This is a genomic window from Thalassotalea euphylliae (assembly GCF_003390375.1).
In the GTDB taxonomy this organism is placed as follows: domain Bacteria; phylum Pseudomonadota; class Gammaproteobacteria; order Enterobacterales; family Alteromonadaceae; genus Thalassotalea_F; species Thalassotalea_F euphylliae_A.
Window position 1 is genome coordinate 1,983,276 of record NZ_QUOT01000001.1, and the last position, 17,144, is coordinate 2,000,419.

19 protein-coding genes are annotated in these 17,144 nt (G+C 43.9%); 12 read left to right on the forward strand and 7 right to left on the reverse strand.

Features of this window, described 5'->3' with window-relative positions; all coding sequences use genetic code 11:
- Position 1: 1 nt before the first annotated feature.
- Positions 2-631, forward strand: coding sequence for a trimeric intracellular cation channel family protein (locus tag DXX94_RS08755; protein WP_116015251.1), 630 nt, complete (start codon positions 2-4; stop codon positions 629-631).
- A 69-nt stretch (positions 632-700) separates the two neighbouring features.
- Here the strand turns inward: DXX94_RS08755 and DXX94_RS08760 are convergent, their stop codons facing one another.
- The 4 genes from DXX94_RS08760 to tyrS form a co-directional block, all read right to left on the reverse strand.
- Positions 701-1,024, reverse strand: a complete 324-nt coding sequence (locus DXX94_RS08760; RefSeq protein ID WP_116015252.1) for a ribonuclease E inhibitor RraB — start codon at positions 1,022-1,024, stop codon at positions 701-703.
- A 151-nt stretch (positions 1,025-1,175) separates the two neighbouring features.
- Positions 1,176-1,832 carry a hypothetical protein gene (locus DXX94_RS08765; protein WP_116015254.1) on the reverse strand — a complete coding sequence of 219 codons (657 nt, stop codon included), beginning with the start codon at positions 1,830-1,832 and terminating at the stop codon, positions 1,176-1,178.
- Positions 1,822-2,322, reverse strand: a complete 501-nt coding sequence (locus tag DXX94_RS08770; protein WP_181901520.1) for a DUF4136 domain-containing protein — start codon at positions 2,320-2,322, stop codon at positions 1,822-1,824. The genes DXX94_RS08765 and DXX94_RS08770 overlap by 11 nt, the downstream gene beginning before the upstream one ends.
- Positions 2,323-2,560: 238 nt before the next feature.
- Positions 2,561-3,760 (reverse strand): tyrosine--tRNA ligase, encoded by a 1,200-nt coding sequence (gene tyrS, locus DXX94_RS08775; RefSeq protein WP_116015257.1) that lies wholly within the window; start codon positions 3,758-3,760, stop codon positions 2,561-2,563.
- A 168-nt stretch (positions 3,761-3,928) separates the two neighbouring features.
- Here tyrS and DXX94_RS08780 point away from each other — a divergent pair, with 168 nt between their 5' ends.
- From DXX94_RS08780 to bfr (DXX94_RS08805), 6 genes are all read left to right on the forward strand, one after another.
- Positions 3,929-5,362, forward strand: coding sequence for a peptidoglycan DD-metalloendopeptidase family protein (locus DXX94_RS08780; protein WP_441351113.1), 1,434 nt, complete (start codon positions 3,929-3,931; stop codon positions 5,360-5,362).
- Between the two features lie 10 nt (positions 5,363-5,372).
- Positions 5,373-6,512, forward strand: coding sequence for an anhydro-N-acetylmuramic acid kinase (locus DXX94_RS08785; protein WP_116015258.1), 1,140 nt, complete (start codon positions 5,373-5,375; stop codon positions 6,510-6,512).
- 194 nt (positions 6,513-6,706) lie between these two features.
- Positions 6,707-6,898: a hypothetical protein gene (locus DXX94_RS08790; RefSeq protein ID WP_116015260.1), complete on the forward strand. Its 192-nt coding sequence runs from the start codon at positions 6,707-6,709 to the stop codon at positions 6,896-6,898.
- 239 nt (positions 6,899-7,137) lie between these two features.
- A complete protein-coding gene (locus DXX94_RS08795; protein ID WP_116015262.1) occupies positions 7,138-7,332 on the forward strand; it encodes a (2Fe-2S)-binding protein in 195 nt (64 codons plus the stop codon).
- Positions 7,333-7,465: 133 nt separating this feature from the next.
- A complete protein-coding gene (bfr, locus tag DXX94_RS08800; RefSeq protein WP_116015263.1) occupies positions 7,466-7,930 on the forward strand; it encodes a bacterioferritin in 465 nt (154 codons plus the stop codon).
- 9 nt (positions 7,931-7,939) lie between these two features.
- Positions 7,940-8,407 carry a bacterioferritin gene (bfr, locus tag DXX94_RS08805; protein WP_116015265.1) on the forward strand — a complete coding sequence of 156 codons (468 nt, stop codon included), beginning with the start codon at positions 7,940-7,942 and terminating at the stop codon, positions 8,405-8,407.
- 89 nt (positions 8,408-8,496) lie between these two features.
- Here the strand turns inward: bfr (DXX94_RS08805) and ssb are convergent, their stop codons facing one another.
- The gene (gene ssb, locus DXX94_RS08810; RefSeq protein ID WP_116015267.1) at positions 8,497-9,219 is read right to left on the reverse strand and encodes a single-stranded DNA-binding protein; all 723 of its coding nucleotides are present in this window, start codon (positions 9,217-9,219) and stop codon (positions 8,497-8,499) included.
- Positions 9,220-9,421: 202 nt separating this feature from the next.
- Positions 9,422-9,832: an acyl-CoA thioesterase gene (locus DXX94_RS08815; RefSeq protein WP_116018409.1), complete on the reverse strand. Its 411-nt coding sequence runs from the start codon at positions 9,830-9,832 to the stop codon at positions 9,422-9,424.
- Positions 9,833-10,016: 184 nt separating this feature from the next.
- Here DXX94_RS08815 and DXX94_RS08820 point away from each other — a divergent pair, with 184 nt between their 5' ends.
- Both DXX94_RS08820 and DXX94_RS08825 read left to right on the forward strand, forming a co-directional pair.
- Positions 10,017-10,625 (forward strand): (2Fe-2S)-binding protein, encoded by a 609-nt coding sequence (locus DXX94_RS08820; RefSeq protein WP_116015268.1) that lies wholly within the window; start codon positions 10,017-10,019, stop codon positions 10,623-10,625.
- Complete coding sequence (locus DXX94_RS08825) at positions 10,625-12,913, forward strand: xanthine dehydrogenase family protein molybdopterin-binding subunit (RefSeq protein WP_116015274.1); 2,289 nt, start codon at positions 10,625-10,627, stop codon at positions 12,911-12,913. Before DXX94_RS08820 ends, DXX94_RS08825 begins: the two co-directional genes overlap by 1 nt.
- Positions 12,914-12,995: 82 nt before the next feature.
- On the opposite strand, the gene DXX94_RS08830 is transcribed toward DXX94_RS08825, so the two are convergent.
- Positions 12,996-14,207 carry an iron-containing alcohol dehydrogenase gene (locus tag DXX94_RS08830; RefSeq protein WP_116015275.1) on the reverse strand — a complete coding sequence of 404 codons (1,212 nt, stop codon included), beginning with the start codon at positions 14,205-14,207 and terminating at the stop codon, positions 12,996-12,998.
- A 518-nt stretch (positions 14,208-14,725) separates the two neighbouring features.
- Here DXX94_RS08830 and DXX94_RS08835 point away from each other — a divergent pair.
- The 3 genes from DXX94_RS08835 (at position 14,726) to DXX94_RS08845 (ending at position 17,104) form a co-directional block, all read left to right on the forward strand.
- Positions 14,726-15,469, forward strand: coding sequence for an SDR family oxidoreductase (locus DXX94_RS08835; protein ID WP_116015277.1), 744 nt, complete (start codon positions 14,726-14,728; stop codon positions 15,467-15,469).
- The gene (locus DXX94_RS08840; protein ID WP_220348069.1) at positions 15,463-16,092 is read left to right on the forward strand and encodes a 2-hydroxychromene-2-carboxylate isomerase; all 630 of its coding nucleotides are present in this window, start codon (positions 15,463-15,465) and stop codon (positions 16,090-16,092) included. The genes DXX94_RS08835 and DXX94_RS08840 overlap by 7 nt, the downstream gene beginning before the upstream one ends.
- A 166-nt stretch (positions 16,093-16,258) precedes the next feature.
- Positions 16,259-17,104 (forward strand): esterase/lipase family protein, encoded by an 846-nt coding sequence (locus DXX94_RS08845; protein WP_116015278.1) that lies wholly within the window; start codon positions 16,259-16,261, stop codon positions 17,102-17,104.
- The last annotated feature ends 40 nt before the right edge of the window (positions 17,105-17,144 follow it).

A 17,144-nucleotide genomic window follows, 5' to 3' on the forward strand; every position in this document is an offset into this window, starting at 1 on the left:
AATGACCGAGTTGTTATTCTGGCTAGATATATTTGGTACGGTTGTTTTTGCCCTTTCCGGCGCACTGATGGCAGGACGCTTTAAACTCGACCCATTCGGCGTCATTGTGCTTGCTGCCGTGACAGCGATAGGCGGAGGCACCATTCGCGACATCATTCTTGATGCGCCCGTGTTTTGGCTGGCCAACAGTTACTACCTATGGGTGATCTGCTTAACGGCGCTGTTAACCATTTTATTTATTCGCCGCCCCAAACGTATACCGACACGATTTTTATTAATAGCCGACGCCTTTGGCTTGGCGCTATTTGCTGTGGTTGGCACAGAAAAAGCTTTATCGCTGGGGGCACCAATTCCTGCGGCAGTTGTTTTAGGCACAATTACCGGGGTAGCGGGCGGTATGATCCGTGATGTCTTGTGCAATGTTATTCCATTAATTTTACGACAAGAGATATACGCAACTGCTGCCATGTTAGGAAGTAGCCTGTTTGCCCTGCTCTCTTGGTATGGGCAAGATCACACTTTGACGCTCATTGCCGCGATTCTCACAACACTCTTATTGCGCCTAGCGGCTATTTATTGGCGAGTATCTTTGCCTGCCTTCCATATTCGTGACAAAGATAACGATAGCTGATTAGCGATAGGATTTGGCATAAACGTCGTGAGTACTACTAGTCACACACGACGTATTAACGAAAAACAGCTAGGCTTCAATGCCCCAGCCGTCGTTGTAACCATTGAACTTGGCCGCAAGTTGCTCAAATTCGGCTTCTTGGGCGACGATCCCTTCATAACTTGGTACCATACGCACCGTGCAGTCAACGTCCCAAACATTCGGCGTTTCATCAGGATGAAGCTTTACTACCATATCTGGCGCTACTGCTTGTAGGTGAGCAACCAACTGCTCCGCTTGCGCTTTTTGCTCAAATAATTGAAAAAACACAACATCATGCATTTCATTTAACTCAATGCCTGCTTGCTGCATTTCCTGCAGGACATTACCCGTTTCATCATTGGGGAAAGACATAGTAATTACACTGTTATCGGAAGATGTTCGGCATTATACCCAAGCCAAAAGAAGATGCGAGCATCACTTGGTGACAATTGTTTATTGAAAATAGCTTAGCGGTAGTGGCTTAGTGAGTCCAAAGATGTGTTTAGTCGGGGTCGTAAGCGTTCTATTCAATGGAACACATATTGTGATGGCAAGTCAGTGAAAGCTCGCTAATTCGTTCTTCACATTCACTGTCATTTTGGCTGAACGTTTGCACAAATTGCGCTTTACTTAACATACTTTTACCTATGGTATTAACGGCGACAACGCAACCGAGCTCGATAGAGCTTGTATCAACAAAACGGCATTGACTAACATCTTGGCAAACTAAATTATTCAATATGGTCTGTTTCGCTTGTTCTAACTGGCGCAAGCGCGCTAGATCTTTTAATAGCTGTGCTTTCACCTTTGCTTCAACCTCGCTTTCTGCGCTCTCCTCACCACCTTGAGTGGCCAGCGTTAGTTGCGACTGTTCAGATAAAGGCAAAAGCTCAGTGGTAGGCGAAACCTCATTAGTCAATTCAATTAAAGGCGTTATAGACTCAGCATGTGGTTGTGCTGTCACTACCTGCTGGGCGCGCGGGCGTGTGGATTGTTGATCATGTTGAGATGCTTCTATCAATGCTCTGGTTTTACGTTCATTTTCTTTGAGCATGTAGCCTAACGCCAATAACACGCTAGTCAGCAAGGCTAGCACCACACAAGCAATAATTAACCATCTAAAAATTGCCTGTTGTAAGGTGTTTTGTCCCATACGATCACCAGAAGATCTAAGTGGCATGCGAGGCAATCCATTGTTGAGTTTGGCTAAATTGCTTGAGCATTGCCGCGACCGCAAAACTAATTTTTGCATTCACTTCAATACTGGTGTCTTTCTCGTTCAGGCCAAGTGGGTAGTTCGTTCGCCAAATCGAGCGTCTGTGCTTGGGTTGAATTACATCAATCACTAAACTTCCCGCTTTGATATCTAGTCGCTCGGCCCGCGTACCCGTTTTACTATTAGTTAAACAATATGAACAATAGTTAACACCACGGTTGTAGGTTTTAAAACTGCGGGCGCTGCGACGCACAACATAGTAGGTTACGATCACGTCTGCTTCACTACTTTCCTTGAACGCGAAACCTTGGCTATCCATCGCTTGCTCTATTGCCAACTCAATACCATTGCGCAGACTATCACTGATTAGCTGCCAGTCGTTAAATTCGTCATTACGCTGGTACAAGCCATAGCTTTGCACTTGGCTAAAATCAAAAATAGGCTGATATTTCACAATGGCAACTTTAGGTTGTGAACTGCAAGCGGATAACAGTAAAAAAGCGCTAAGGCAGTGCAAGCGGCAAGCAAACTTAGTGAATTGAAAAAAGCGTTTAAGCGAGCTGATTCGCATAGATTAATGTATATTATTTAACGATTCTTGTCAGTTAGCCTACCGAGTGACCAAGAAAATACAAGCATAAAAAAAACCAGCAAACTTGCTGGTTTTTTTGAATATCAGTAAGGCTGGTATATTAGGCAGTAGTCACACGTGCAAACTTGCGTTTACCTACTTGGTAAACAGCAGTGGTACCGCTTTCAATTTGCACTTTATTGTCGGCAACTTTCTCGCCATCAATTTTTGCAGCGCCTTGCTTAATCATACGCATCGCTTCCGAGGTACTTGCCACTAAACCCGCTTCTTTGAGTAAGTTGGCGATGGCGATTACACCGTCTGTGGTGGCAACGGTTAGCTCTGGCATTTCGTCTGGCATCGCACCTTTTTGGAAACGGTTAATGAACTCTTGGTGAGCTGCATCTGCCGCCGCTTGATCGTGGAAACGTGCGATAATTTCTTTCGCTAATTCAATTTTTACGTCACGCGGGTTCGCGCCATCTGCGATTTGCTGTTTGAATGCTTCGATTTCTTCAATCGGCTTAAAGCTTAGTAAGTCGTAGTAGCGCCACATCAAATCATCAGAAATTGACATGATCTTGCCGAACATTTCCGTTGGCGTGTCGGTAATACCAATGTAGTTACCTAACGACTTAGACATCTTCTGAACGCCGTCTAAGCCTTCAAGCAATGGCATCATCAATACTGTTTGCGGGCGTTGGCCTTCCACTTTTTGTAGTTCACGCCCCATCAATAAGTTGAACTTTTGATCGGTACCACCAAGCTCAACATCAGCTTCAAGTGCTACAGAATCCCAGCCTTGAACTAGCGGGTACATAAATTCGTGAATGGCAATTGCTTGGCCGCCTGCATAGCGCTTTTTAAAGTCGTCGCGCTCCATCATACGTGCGACGGTTTGGCGTGAAGCCAGTTTTAGCATGCCCGCAGCACCTAACTTTTCCATCCACGTTGAGTTAAATTCCACACGTGTTTTTGCAGGGTCTAGAATCTTAAAAACTTGCTCTTTGTAAGTTTCAGCATTGGCTAGCACATCTTCTTGCGTTAACGGCTTACGGGTAACATTTTTACCCGTTGGATCGCCGATCATGCCAGTGAAATCACCAATAAGGAAAATGACTTCGTGACCTAACTGCTGGAACTGACGTAATTTGTTGATCAGAACCGTATGACCTAGGTGCAAATCTGGAGCCGTTGGATCAAAGCCTGCTTTAATTTTTAATGGTTTACCTTGCTTAAGCTTTTCTAACAGCTCATCTTCTAGCAAAATTTCTTCGGCACCACGTTTAATTTCAGCAAACGCTTGGCTGACATCAGTCATGTAACTCGCTCCACATCGGTCAATATTATTCATCAATAGGTCGCCGATTCTACTGTAAATTAGGGACTGGATAAAACCCTGTTACTGTTTAAGCTGTATTTTTTTGTTATAGTGGCACAATTGTTTTTGTCCTTAGTTGATCACTTGAGTAGTAGCCAATTGAAAAATATAAAAAATTTATATTTATCACTGCCTAAACAGCACAAGGTAGTGATCAGCGTAGTGTCCTCGCTACTTGTACTGTCGTTGCTGTTGCCATCAGAGAAAGCAACCGCCAGCAAACAAACACCTGCATTGGAAGTTGGCAAACGTTACCAAGTTACCGCGCAAGGTGTCGAAAAAGTCGCAGCAAGTGAAAAAACACAAGGCATTACTCAAGAAAAACATCAGCAGAGCCCTGAAAAGAGTTCAAAAAACACCCAAAACTCACCCACTGAAACACTTGCTAACAATTTACCGCAACCCACTGTTAAGCAAGCAATTGAAGCACCGGAGCCTAAAACGCCAGCATTAAAATGGCAGACAGCAAGGGTTAAAAAAGGTGATTCACTGGCCAAGATTTTTAAACGTGCTGGCCTAAGTGCTCGCACCACTTATGAAATTGATAAAGCCGCCAAACAGCTCAAGAAAATTAACGTTGGTGATACGCTACGCTTAGGTAAAAACGAGCAAGGTGAGTTAGTGTCATTGGCTTATCCGCTGTCGAAAATCAAAACCTTGTACGTTGAGCGTATTGACGATAGCTACCAAACTCGTACTGAAGAAAAAGCAGTTGAAGTACGTGAAACCTTTGCCCATGGCATCATTAATTCAAGTTTTTGGAATGCAGGTATCAGCGCAGGCTTGGATGATAACCAAATTATTTCGCTCGCCAATATTTTTGGTTGGGATATCGATTTTGCGCTAGATATTCGCAAAGGTGACAGCTTTCACGTTGTCTATGAAAACCGCTACGTTGACGGTGAATATATAGGACCTGGTAAAATTCTGGCGGCAGAGTTTGTTAACCAAAACGAAGAATTTAAGGCCATTCGCTTCACTGACGACGAATACTACACGCCGGAAGGCAAAAGTATGCGCAAAGCATTTTTGCGAGCGCCCGTTAATTTCCGCTATATCAGCTCTAACTTTAAGCCTCGCCGCTTCCACCCGATCCAAAAACGCTGGAAAGCGCACAATGGTGTAGATTACCGAGCTTCAACAGGCACACCGGTAGTTGCGGCAGGCAATGGTAAAGTCACCCATTCAACTTACAACAAGTACAATGGCAACTATGTATTTATTCAACATGGCGACGGTATCGTCACTAAATACCTACATTTCTCTAAACGAGCTGTGAAAAAAGGCCAGCGCGTTAAGCAAGGTGAAGTCATTGGATACGTTGGCTCAACCGGCATGTCACAAGCACCACACTTGCACTATGAATTCTTAGTTAACGGTACGCACCGTAACCCACGCACGGTTAAACTGCCAGATGCAAAACCGATCGCGAAAAAATACAAACAAGCATTTGCTGCCGTTGCACAAAAGCGCATTCAAGAGCTTAATGGCTCAAAACAAGCGTTATTAGCCATGCAAGGCACCAACAGCAACAACGGCTAACTGGCTGACAATGACACGTTATTACATTGGTTTAATGTCGGGCACTAGCGCCGACGGCATTGATGTTGCCCTTGTCGATTTCAGCCACGGTAAACCCGTACTTGTCGCTAGCCATTATCAAGCCTATGACGAGACAACCCAGTCGCAAATCACTGCGCTTTATATCAGCAGCGACAATGAAATAGAGCGAATGGGACGCTTGGACAAAGCGCTTGCTAAACAATTTAGCAATGCGGTAAAAACATTGCTTATTAATGCGAACGTCAGTGCTGAGCAAATTATCGCGATAGGAAACCATGGCCAAACCATTCGCCACCGTCCGTCACTGGCAAGCCAAGTAGAAACAAATCCATTTACCTTGCAAATTGGCTGTAGCCAAACGTTAGCCTGTTTAACTGGGATTGAGGTTGTTGGCCAATTTCGCTTAAAGGATATTGCACTTGGTGGCCAAGGCGCGCCGCTCGTACCTCCATTTCATCAATTTCTTTTAGCAGGCACACCTGCGGCAAATAATCACAGTGTTATTGTTAATATTGGCGGAATCGCCAACCTAACTTTCTTACCGAGCAATGACCAAGCTATTCAGGGCTATGATACTGGCCCCGGCAATTGCTTACTCGATGATTGGTACCAAATCCATCATCAAGGTAGTTACTTTGATAAAAATGGCGCATGGGCAGCTTCAGGCACTTGCAATCAAGATTTACTAAACACCCTGCTAAGTGACGAGTACTTCAAACAACCCGCACCGAAAAGTACGGGGCGCGAAATATATAACCTCACATGGTTAAATAAGCATTTGGACAACCAAGCGCACAAACCAGAAGACGTACAAGCAACCCTACTTAATTTGACGGCGCGAACTATCGCTGATCAAATAAAGAAACTCACCTCGGGTTCAACACAAACTTGCGCAGTTTGGCTTTGTGGCGGTGGCCGTTTAAATCCGACACTTCAACAGGCGTTAGCAAAAGAGGTTGATAGCGTTTCTGTTGCTGCAATAGAGCAACTAGAAATAGACGGCGACCAACTCGAAGCAATGGCATTTGCTTGGCTTGCGTTTGCTTATATCAACCAGCTGCCTAGTAACATGCCTGCCGTGACTGGCGCTGAAAAAACAACCACACTTGGCGCACTATTCTCACCTTAACCACTAATTTTTAAGCACTTTTTTAAAAAAAACATTCCGAAAAAATAGCAAGCTACAGATTTACTTCTATACTGGTAATTCGCCTGTTTGTTTTTTATACAAAACTGAACATAAATTGTGATCTGGGAACTATCAGCGGAACGTTTAATCTAAACATCTGCGGTATATCTCAACTTGTCTTTTTAGGAGGAACAATGGAGTTTAACGATATTCATATAGGCATGAAGTACGGCAGTAAAAAAGGAAGTGGCACCGTAACATGGATAGATAGCTCTACACGTACCGTATACATAGCTGACAACGACAACAACAGCAGTTTTGAAGTTAATTTTGAGGAGTTAGTTGAAGACCCTCAAGTCCACAACAAACAGGATATTTACTATTAATGTAATTTAACTTGTTTGTCCGTTTTCACTACAGAAGCCTAGCTAACGTAGTGTTAGCTAGGCTTTTTTGTTGCCTCAGTTTTTCATACCAGTTGAGCTAACTGCTAAAAGCTTCAGAAATTAAAAATCCTTTAATGCTAATAGCTTAGATATTCCGCTAAAATTTCCGCTTGATCACAAACCAAATAATAATTATTATCACTTGCGTTTTTATATTCTAGAGCATTTAAGAGGCACCGATGTACGTTTGTATCTGCAAAGGCATTACAGATAAGCAAATCAAACAAATGGTTATCAAGCAAGGTGTAGGTTCAATTCGCGAACTTAAACAGCAGCTTGATATTGCCTCACAATGCGGAACCTGTGTGAAACTTACCCAACAAATTATCGACAATACCATCGTTGATGAAAGCCTATTTAAGGATGTTGGCTAACTAAAACAAGCTGCTATCAATAACCTAATTGATAATCATTGTTTTTAACAAGTTATTGACTTTGTTATATTTTTTGCTTTCCTCCATATCCCCACTATACTGAAATTGCCCTTTACTCATTACGGACAATATCATGAAATCGCAAACCGACATTATCGCGATGTTAAACAAGGTATTAACAACCGAGCTAACGTCGATCAATCAATATTTTCTGCACGCTAGAATTTTCAAAAATTGGGGTTTCAGCCAACTTAACGAAAAATGCTACAAAAAATCGATTCTCGATATGAAGCAGGCTGACAAACTCATTGAACGTATCCTCTTTCTAGAGGGCCTACCTAATTTACAACAACTTGGCCAACTAGCCATTGGCGAAGAGACCACGGAAATGCTCAAATGCGACTACACGTTTGAATTAAGTCAACGCACCGTATTGCAAGAGGCCATTGCCTTGTGTGAAAGCGAGCAAGATTTTGTGAGCCGTGACATGTTGACCGAGATCCTCGAAGGTGAAGAAGAACATATCGATTGGATCGAAACACAAGAATATCAAATAGCAAATATGGGTATTGAGAAATACCTACAAGCACAGCTTTAGGAGACAACAATGAAAGGTGACAAAGCAATAATCGACAGCTTAAATGCCCTGCTTGCCTATGAGCTTGCAGCAATGGATCAGTATTTTATCCACTCCAGAATGTATCATGACTGGGGCCTACATAAGTTATTCGAACGCATAGACCATGAATTCGATGATGAGAAAGGCCACGCCTCGCTGCTTATCGAACGCATTTTGTTTCTAGAAGGCACACCAGATATGGTCAAACGTGAAGGCCTGAAAATAGGTAAAGACGTACCAGAAATGCTCGCCAGTGACTTACGTGTTGAATACGCTGTTGATGTGAAACTTAAAGAAGTGATGACACTTTGTGAAAGCAAGCAAGACTACGTTAGCCGCGACATGCTGCAAACGCTTATTAACGATACCGAGTCAGATCACGCCTTCTGGTTGGAGCAACAACTTGGTTTAATTGATAAAATTGGATTAAGTAATTACTTACAGTCGCAAATGTAAGACTGTAAAAGGTTCAAAAATAAAAATGCCTGCTTGATGTGCGGGCATTTTTTTGAACCTTGTACAAGCAATTCGTTATTTCGAATTTGCTAGAACGGAATATCGTCGTCAAAGTCGATAGTTGGTTCTTGTGGATTTACCTTAGGCGCTGCTGGCTGTTGTGCTGGCTGCTGAGGTGCTTGGTTAAAACCACCTTGTGCTTGGCCTGTCTGCTGAGCAGGTGCTTGATTGAAACCACCTTGTGCTTGGCTTGGCTGCTGTGGTGCTTGGTTAAAGCCGCCTTGCGGTTGGCTTGGCTGCTGAGCTGGCGCTTGATTGAAACCACCTTGCTGCTGAGGAGCTTGGTTGAAGCCACCCTGCTGTTGAGGTGCCTGATTAAAGCCACCTTGTTGCGCTGCTGGCTTAAAACCGCCCTGCTGCTGAGGTGCTTGGTTGTAGCCGCCTTGCTGTTGGAAACCACCTTGACCTTGGCCACGAGAATCTAACATTTGCATGTCGTTAACGATAATTTCAGTCGTGTATTGATCTTGGCCCTGCTGGTTTTGCCACTTGCGCGTTTGCAGGCGACCTTCTAAGTAGACCTTTGAACCCTTTTTCAGGTATTCGCCAGCAATTTCAGCAAGGCGCTGATACATGACAATACGGTGCCACTCAGTTTTCTCTTTTTGCTCACCCGTTTGCTTGTCTTTCCAAGTTTCACTGGTGGCAACGGTAAAGTTAGCCACAGCGCCGCCGTTTGGCATAAAACGAACTTCTGGGTCTTGGCCCAAATTACCTACAATAATTACTTTATTAATACCACGACTGGCCATGTATATTTCCTATTCAATATCTGACAGTAAGCAACACGTACTGACTATAAAACCATCGTTATTCGCTCACAGGCGCACGATAGAAAATTGATCATCTGAGCTGATCGATTCTACCACTGTGTGACTCGATGCAACAGTAAAAGATCTTTCTTTGATCTAAAAATCTCGTCCCCGAAAGGTGCTCAGTAATACCAGCCCAGAGCTAGCTAGCGTCTGGTGACGACTCAACTAAATGTTCGGTTAATAGCTGACGAATATTTTCTGGAATAACTGCTGATTTTTGCTGTTTGAAATCAAAGTGCACCATGACCGCAGTACCACTGGCAACTCGCTGGCCGTTTTGCCAAAGCTCTTGGTAAACATCAAACGAAGAGCCACCAATTCGACTAATTGCGGTGCGCACTTCCATGGTCTCGCCATAATACATTTGCGCTTCAAAGGAGACATCAATTTTGGCCAAAATAAGTGGCCAGTTAGCAGTATCTAAGGTTGGCGTAAACAGCCTAAAAACTGGAGTTCTAGCGCCTTCAAACCAAATGGGAACTTTTGTATTGTTAATGTGACCAAGCGCGTCGGTATCACTAAAATGTGGCGTAAATGATTCCGTAAACATTGTCATCTCAAGGTTATTGCAAAACGCTTATATTAACCAAATTAAGACAATACGCTAGCCGCAAGCGAAAACTTTGAGCCAACTTTGCTATCACTAAACAAAAAAAGGAATAACACGCACGAATTAAATATCTCTATAATCGAAGAAAATCGAACGAATTGCCTCGAACCGGCTAAAAAACACGATGATCAAGTTTGAAATTAACGGTAAACCTACAGCACTAGATGTTGATCCTAACGCACCTTTACTTTGGGTAGTGCGCGAAGTCATTGGCCTAACAGGAAGCAAATTTGGCTGCGGTATGGGCTTATGCGGTGCTTGTACTATGCATTTAAATGGTGAGCCTGTTCGCACATGTGTACTCCCTGTCAGTGCAGCTAATGGTCAAAGGATAACGACAATTGAAGGTGTTGCGGATGGCGAGACATTGCACCCGGTGCAGCAGGCTTGGGTCGATGAAAATGTACCACAGTGCGGTTATTGCCAGTCAGGGCAAATCATGTCGGCGTTGGCACTATTAGAGAAGAATACCAACCCGAGTGACAAAGATATTCAAGCGGCGATGGCTGGTAATATCTGTCGCTGCGGTACTTACCCAAGAATTGAGAAAGCAATTAAGCGAGTGATCAACAACAAGCAATCTTTGCAGCAAGGTTCACTCAAAGAATCACTGATAAACACTAGTGCTTCATCTAGCAATACTGCCAATGGCGTCGAAATATATGAACCCGCTAAGCGAGAACTGCCTAACGAAGCTGATGCAGTAGCAAAAGCTACTAGGGAGACAATGTAATGAGTATTACTCGTCGTGGCTTTCTCAAGTTAAGTACTAAGCTTGCAGCCGCATCTGGTGCCAGCTTAATTGTTCCCGTTTCAGGTTGTGCGGCGAAACCCAACGCCTTTACGCAAACAAGCAGTGTAAGTTATCAAGATGAAGGCTTTATTCAAATTCTCGCCACAGGTGAAGTGCACTTTGTATTGCCACGAGATGAAATGGGCCAAGGTATTTACCACGGGCTAACCACACTCATCGCTGAAGAACTGGCGATTGCCCCTGAGCGCATAAACGTGCATTTTGCTCCGGTTGATAAAACCTACACCAATACTGGTTACAACATGCAAGGCACTTGGGGCAGCAGCAGTATTCGCGAGCACTACCTGCCACTTCGCCAAGCTGCCGCGAATGCGCGAGAAACGATACTAAAAGCTGCCAGCACTCAGCTCTCTATTGGCCTCAGTACTGACCTCAATACAAACCTCAATACAAAAACTAGTATTCAGCGAAATGAGCTAACCCTTAACAATGGTTTTGTTGTATTCCAAGACAACAAATACCCAATGGGTGATTTTATTCCAGCAGCAGCTCAGCTAACTCCCGTTGACAATGCGCCGCTTAAAGCCGCTAGTGAATTTAGGCATATTGGCAAACACAGCAAACGAATCGACATTACAGCCAAAGTCACAGGGCAAGCAAACTATGGTATCGATTTGGGCGAAAATGTGCCTAATTTACATCGTGCAACCGTTATCCATGGACCAAATATAGATGCAACACTTGTCGATTTTGATGCCAGCAAAGCGCTTGCGCTAGAGGGGGTTACCGATGTTGTCGCGGTGCCTACAGGTCTCGCCATTGTTGCTAAACACTACTGGCAAGTACAACAAGCGATCCCTCTGATCGATATCAATTGGTCACAAGGGGATTTAGTGAATTTCAATAGCAATGAGTTACCGCAACACCTTACGCAAAAACTATCGCAAGAATCCGGTGTTAAAGCGTTTAAACGAGGTGATGGTGCTGACGCCCTAAACGATGATGAATACCAAGCGCTAAATCATCATAGCGCGACTTATTTCGCACCCTATCTGGCCCATATGACCATGGAGCCAATGAACTGTATTGTTCATATCAATGATGAGCAGTGTGATATTTGGGTAGGTACGCAAGCGCCAGAATTTGCCCGCAACGGTGTCGCTGATCTGCTAGACCTTGATCGCGACAAAGTTACCTTGCACAACCAATTTATGGGCGGCGGTTTTGGTCGACGTGTTGGCGTAGATTATATTTTGGAAGCCGCTCACATTGCCCGACTAGCCAATAAGCCGATTCAACTTATTTGGTCGCGCACTGAAGACTTACACAATGACTATTATCGACCACCAGCACTTATTCAGTACCAAGCGAAAGTTGATGATAATGGCTATTTAAAAGTACTCAGTGGCCAACGAGCCGGCCCTAATATTTTCCCCTATGTGCTGCCAGAAGCCTTACCTGCTGTGCTGCCAGCATTTGTGCCATCGGGCGTTTCTGCATGGCTGGCAAAACGCGGCGGCGATGTGATCAACAACTGGAAGAATGAAACCTCCAGTGTTGAGGGCTTATTTGAAGACTACTTGCCTGAGCATTGTGAAATTCGCAATGTGACTTACGATCCAGGCATTCGCACAGGCTACTGGCGCGGCGTAGGTCACTCACTTAGTGGATTTTTTAAGGAAACTTTTATTGATGAGCTCGCCTACCAAGCCGCACATGATCCTGTCGAGTTTCGCTTGAAAAACCTAAAAGATGAGGGTCTAAAGCAAGTGCTTAGCATTGCTGCTAAACAAGCTAACTGGCCAACTAAAGCCAAGTCTATGGGCAATAGCAAGCGCGCCTTAGGTGTTGCTGTGCATCGTTCATTAAAAACCGCAGTGGCACAAATTGCTGATGTGTCTGTTGAAGCTGATAAGATTATTGTTCACTCGGTTACCTGCGTTATTGATTGCGGTGTCGCGATCAACCCCGACGTTATCAAAGCGCAAATGGAAGGCAGCATTATTTTCGGCATGTCGGCCGCATTGAACAGCCAAGTCAAGATTGCGCAAGGCCAAATAACGCAAACAAACTTTCATGATTATCCGATCATGCGTTACCCGCAAGCACCACAAATTAACGTTTATATTGTGCCGTCAACCAAGCCGCCAACAGGTGTAGGTGAACCAGGCGTGCCTCCTATCGCAGCAGCGATTGGCAATGCAATTTATGCCGCCACCGGAAAGCGCCTTCGTTCGCTACCACTAGCGCTTAACGAATCTGCATAAATAGAGGTAAGATAAAAAAGCCCGTGAACCAACCGACTTTGATTCACGGGCTTATCTTTTACTTGCGCTATTGAGCTAAACGCTAGGCAAAAACAACATTGCGCTCGCCATTCACAATGGCTTGTAGAATCGTTTTCACGTTTGACGCCTTCATCACTTTAGGGACAGCGTAAGATTCTTTTGCCTCAGATAACGCATCGCGCGCAATTGCATCAAAATCACTATCTTTTAAGCCTTCCAGTGTTGCCGGAATTTGCACTTCTTCTGATAGTTGATCTATGCGCTTAATAAAATCTGCAGCAAGCACTTTTTCATCTAACGACTTTGGCTGTGTTGCTAAAGCCCTTTCTAATTCAGCAAAGCGAGATTGGCAAACACTTTGATTGTAACGCAGTACTTTCGGCAATATCACGGCATTGGCTAGGCCATGCGGGGTATTGTAATGCGCACTTATTTGATGAGAGATAGCGTGCACATAGCCAAGACCGGTTTTACTAAAGGCGTAACCCGCGAGGAATGAGCCTAGTGCGACCATTTCTCTGGCATGCAAGTCGCTGCCGTCTTGGTAAGCAATGGGTAAATACTTCACTAATAATCGAATCGCAGAAACAGCATCGCGCTCCGCATCGCTAAATTTTACGGTTGATGTATAAGCCTCAATGGCATGTGTTAAAGCATCCATACCCGTTGTTGAGGTCATTTCTGGCGGTAAGCTCGCAATTAACTCTGGGTCTAACGCAGCCGACACAGGCACGTATTTAGGGTCAATAAAGAACTGTTTTTTATGGGTGCTGGTATCAGAGATAACTGCGATCGCCGTAACCTCAGAGCCCGTGCCTGATGTACTTGGCACCGCATAAAGTGGTAACGGAGGATTTTTGACTTTTAGCATGCCAATCAGCTTGCTCGACACCGCGCCATTAGTTAGCGCCGCGCTCACCACTTTAGCCGTATCAATCGCCGAACCACCGCCGACAACCAACACGCTGTCACATTTATTGGCTATCGCTAAACTCAGGCAATCTTCAACAATTTTAAAGGTTGGGTTTGCCGCAACTTCGTCAAACACAGACACTTCGCAGCCCGCTTGCGTGAAGCTTTCAACGGTACCCTTTATCGCACCATTGGCGTTAAGAAAACCATCAACAATTATTAATGGTCTTTTGTGACCATTGACCACCATTAATTCCGTTAACTTAGCCGTTGCTCCCAGCCCTTGAAATAGCGTTGGCTTTTTCGTTGGGAAAAATGTCGAAAGACACTTAATCGCATATTTATTAATTGTTGAACGCACACCTATTCTCCATTGTATCAAGTCGGTATTTGAATTATTAACAACTCTGTTTCTATGCCTTAACGCGCACAGCTTGGTGTACTCGCTAATTCACCTAAATTTTCCATTACAAATCAGGTACTTTTATTAGTGAAATTGTGAAAGCTCGGTATGTTATTGCTTTGACTTTTGCACTAATGGGTTCTCTACAAGCTTTTCGTATGAACCAAATGTCAGCACTTTATGTGTTAGTTCTATATCAAGAGCTAAGCGCTTACATTAAATTTTTGAGTAATTACTCAGTTTTTTCTATCTAAACCTGTGAACAAAAAAAACGCAAGTGAAATTTATTAACCCCGATAAAAAAATGGAATAGCTATTTCTCAGGTAAACAAGTAATACTTAAACCATGCCAATGACTTGCTCACTTTTTAAGAGCTAAAATTATTGTTAAAAAAATTTTTCTGAGCAGGTGCTGGCACAACAAGGAACGATGAAAAAGTAACAACAAGAAAAGGCAACAACAGGAGTCAGGTGTAATGTCATCAACAGCAGAAAAAGTCGCGCTAATTGTCGGGGCCGGCGACTATATTGGTAGTGCGATTGCTAAACGGTTCGCCCAAGAAGGTTACCTCGTATGTTTAGGGCGTAGAAAAGTAGAAAAACTTCAGCCACTCGTCGATGAAATAAGTGAACTCGGAGGCAAAGCAAAAGCCTTTGCTTTAGATGCTCGCGACGAAGCCAATGTTGAGCATGTATTTGCTGAAATTGAAAGTACCGTGGGCGAAATTGACGTGATGATCTTTAACGTTGGCGCCAATGTTCAGTTCCCTATTCTAGAAACCACTTCACGTGTCTTCCACAAAGTTTGGGAAATGGCCTGTTTTGCAGGTTTTTTAAATGGGCGTGAAGCGGCGAAATATATGGTGCCAAGAAAACGCGGGTCAATCTTTTTCACAGGAGCGACTGCGAGTGTAAAAGGCAATGCAGGGTTTGGCGCATTTTCTAGTGCTAAGGCAGGCCTGCGCTCGCTCGCACAAGCCATGGCACGTGAGTTGGGCCCAAAAAATATTCACGTTGCTCACTTGGTTATTGATGCCGGTGTAGATACAGAATGGGTACATCAGTTGATGAAAGAGCGCGGTATTGACGAAAGTTCACTGCCAGAAGACGGTTTAATGAAGCCCGAATCAGTCGCACAAGCATACTGGCAGCTGCATCAGCAATCTCGCGATGCATGGACTTTCGAGCTTGATATTCGCCCGTATGCAGAAAAATGGTAAGCAAGGAGCAACTTATAACCACAAACGTCGAATTTCACTTTGATTTTGGTAGCCCTAATGCCTACTTGGCCCACCTTTTAGTGCAAGAATTAGCGCAGAAAAAAGCAGTTAATTTTGATTACGTACCTGTACTACTTGGCGGCATTTTTAAAACAACAGGCAATACGTCACCGTTTCTCGCGAATCAAAAAATAAAGAACAAGTTTGCCTATATGCAAGCCGAGTTACGCCGATTTTTAACCCGTTATCAGCTAGTCGATAAGTTTAAATTGAACCCGCACTTTCCAGTTAATACGTTGATGATTATGCGCGGTGCAATTGCTGCGCAAAGCCTTGGCGAGCAAGTATTTGAGAAGTACGTTAATACCATGTTCGATGGTATGTGGCGACAAGGCTTAAAAATGGACGACGCGCAAGTATTGATAGAGGTACTGTCTGCCGCAGAATTACCAGCTGATGAGATTATGACGCTATGCCAAAGCGATGAAATTAAGCAAAAGCTGGCAGCAAATACGCAATATTCAGTAGATAAAGGCAGCTTTGGCGCACCGAGTTTTTACATTGGAGAGGAATTGTTCTTTGGTAAAGAAACCGTAGCAGAAATAGCCGAGCGTTTGTCGTAAATTAACTCGCTAAACCGGTTAATTGCTCGCTCAGTGCAGTTAGTGCGGCTGACTTTCTAGTTTACGAGTATAATCAAATCACTAGCGTGACAATATCGCTTCGACACAGCAGTCACGCTATGGCATTGATTAAATTTACCATAACTAAGAAGGAAGTCAGCCATTGATGAGCAGTGTATTATTTTATCTACTCAGTATTTACCTGCTAGCCTGCATTATTATTCTGGCCTTATGCTTTCGCTCAGCATACGCTCATCAGCGACTAGGCATCAGTTATCCGAAATTAACACTGCAAGGTTTTTGGCGAATTCATCTCGAAGCGATTATCAGCTCTGCCAAAATTGTATGGTGGGCAATATTCAAGCACGACAAAAAAGATCCGATCAAAATCAGTAAAGATCACCGCCCTTATATTTTATGTGTGCATGGTTTTTATATGAATGGCAGCTGTTTTTATGGCTTGCGCCAAACGCTGTCAGCACAAGGCTTTGATTCTTGGGCGATTGATATGGGCAAGCCCTACATTGCTCCACAAATTTATGTCGAACGTTATGCACAAGCCATTCAAGAAATAATTCGAATTGCACCTAATCGCAAGATAGTAGTGGTCGCCCATTCTATGGGTGGTTTGATCACCCGTCTAGTACTGCAACGCCACCCTGACCTTGCCCCTCACATTGGCCTAGTCATCACTTTAGGTAGCCCACATCTAGGCACAGGCAGTGTTACCCGTTTTGCGCTTAAATGGACGAGAAAAATGTTTTACAGCAAAGGTAATTTTATTACGAGTTTACCGAGCTTTGAGGCGCTTATTCCCAATACAAAAGTGTTCACGATCGCCTCAAAACAAGACTTAATCGTTTACCCATATACCTTCAGTCATTTGCCTGGCACTGAAGTCATTGATTTAGAATGGATTAGTCACGGCGGCTTGCTAACAAAGCAAAATTGCCAAGAGATAGTAGTAGACTTGCTCGATCAAGAAGCTGACTCTATTGGCGGCAGGTTTTGACTGACAAGCGCTAATCAACAAATCAGCTAATCTGTCGATT

What these genes read in the sequence shown, in the direction of transcription:
- DXX94_RS08845 (WP_116015278.1), top strand. Translation starts at nt 16,259, where the DNA reads ATGAGCAGTGTATTATTTTATCTACTCAGTATTTACCTGCTAGCCTGC.
- DXX94_RS08840 (WP_220348069.1), top strand. Translation starts at nt 15,463, where the DNA reads ATGGTAAGCAAGGAGCAACTTATAACCACAAACGTCGAATTTCACTTT.
- tyrS (WP_116015257.1), bottom strand. Translation starts at nt 3,760, where the DNA reads ATGACTGATGTCAGCCAAGCGTTTGCTGAAATTAAACGTGGTGCCGAA.
- DXX94_RS08785 (WP_116015258.1), top strand. Translation starts at nt 5,373, where the DNA reads ATGACACGTTATTACATTGGTTTAATGTCGGGCACTAGCGCCGACGGC.
- DXX94_RS08765 (WP_116015254.1), bottom strand. Translation starts at nt 1,832, where the DNA reads ATGCCACTTAGATCTTCTGGTGATCGTATGGGACAAAACACCTTACAA.
- bfr (WP_116015263.1), top strand. Translation starts at nt 7,466, where the DNA reads ATGAAATCGCAAACCGACATTATCGCGATGTTAAACAAGGTATTAACA.
- DXX94_RS08755 (WP_116015251.1), top strand. Translation starts at nt 2, where the DNA reads ATGACCGAGTTGTTATTCTGGCTAGATATATTTGGTACGGTTGTTTTT.
- DXX94_RS08815 (WP_116018409.1), bottom strand. Translation starts at nt 9,832, where the DNA reads ATGTTTACGGAATCATTTACGCCACATTTTAGTGATACCGACGCGCTT.
- DXX94_RS08820 (WP_116015268.1), top strand. Translation starts at nt 10,017, where the DNA reads ATGATCAAGTTTGAAATTAACGGTAAACCTACAGCACTAGATGTTGAT.
- DXX94_RS08795 (WP_116015262.1), top strand. Translation starts at nt 7,138, where the DNA reads ATGTACGTTTGTATCTGCAAAGGCATTACAGATAAGCAAATCAAACAA.
- DXX94_RS08790 (WP_116015260.1), top strand. Translation starts at nt 6,707, where the DNA reads ATGGAGTTTAACGATATTCATATAGGCATGAAGTACGGCAGTAAAAAA.
- DXX94_RS08835 (WP_116015277.1), top strand. Translation starts at nt 14,726, where the DNA reads ATGTCATCAACAGCAGAAAAAGTCGCGCTAATTGTCGGGGCCGGCGAC.
- DXX94_RS08760 (WP_116015252.1), bottom strand. Translation starts at nt 1,024, where the DNA reads ATGTCTTTCCCCAATGATGAAACGGGTAATGTCCTGCAGGAAATGCAG.
- ssb (WP_116015267.1), bottom strand. Translation starts at nt 9,219, where the DNA reads ATGGCCAGTCGTGGTATTAATAAAGTAATTATTGTAGGTAATTTGGGC.
- bfr (WP_116015265.1), top strand. Translation starts at nt 7,940, where the DNA reads ATGAAAGGTGACAAAGCAATAATCGACAGCTTAAATGCCCTGCTTGCC.
- DXX94_RS08825 (WP_116015274.1), top strand. Translation starts at nt 10,625, where the DNA reads ATGAGTATTACTCGTCGTGGCTTTCTCAAGTTAAGTACTAAGCTTGCA.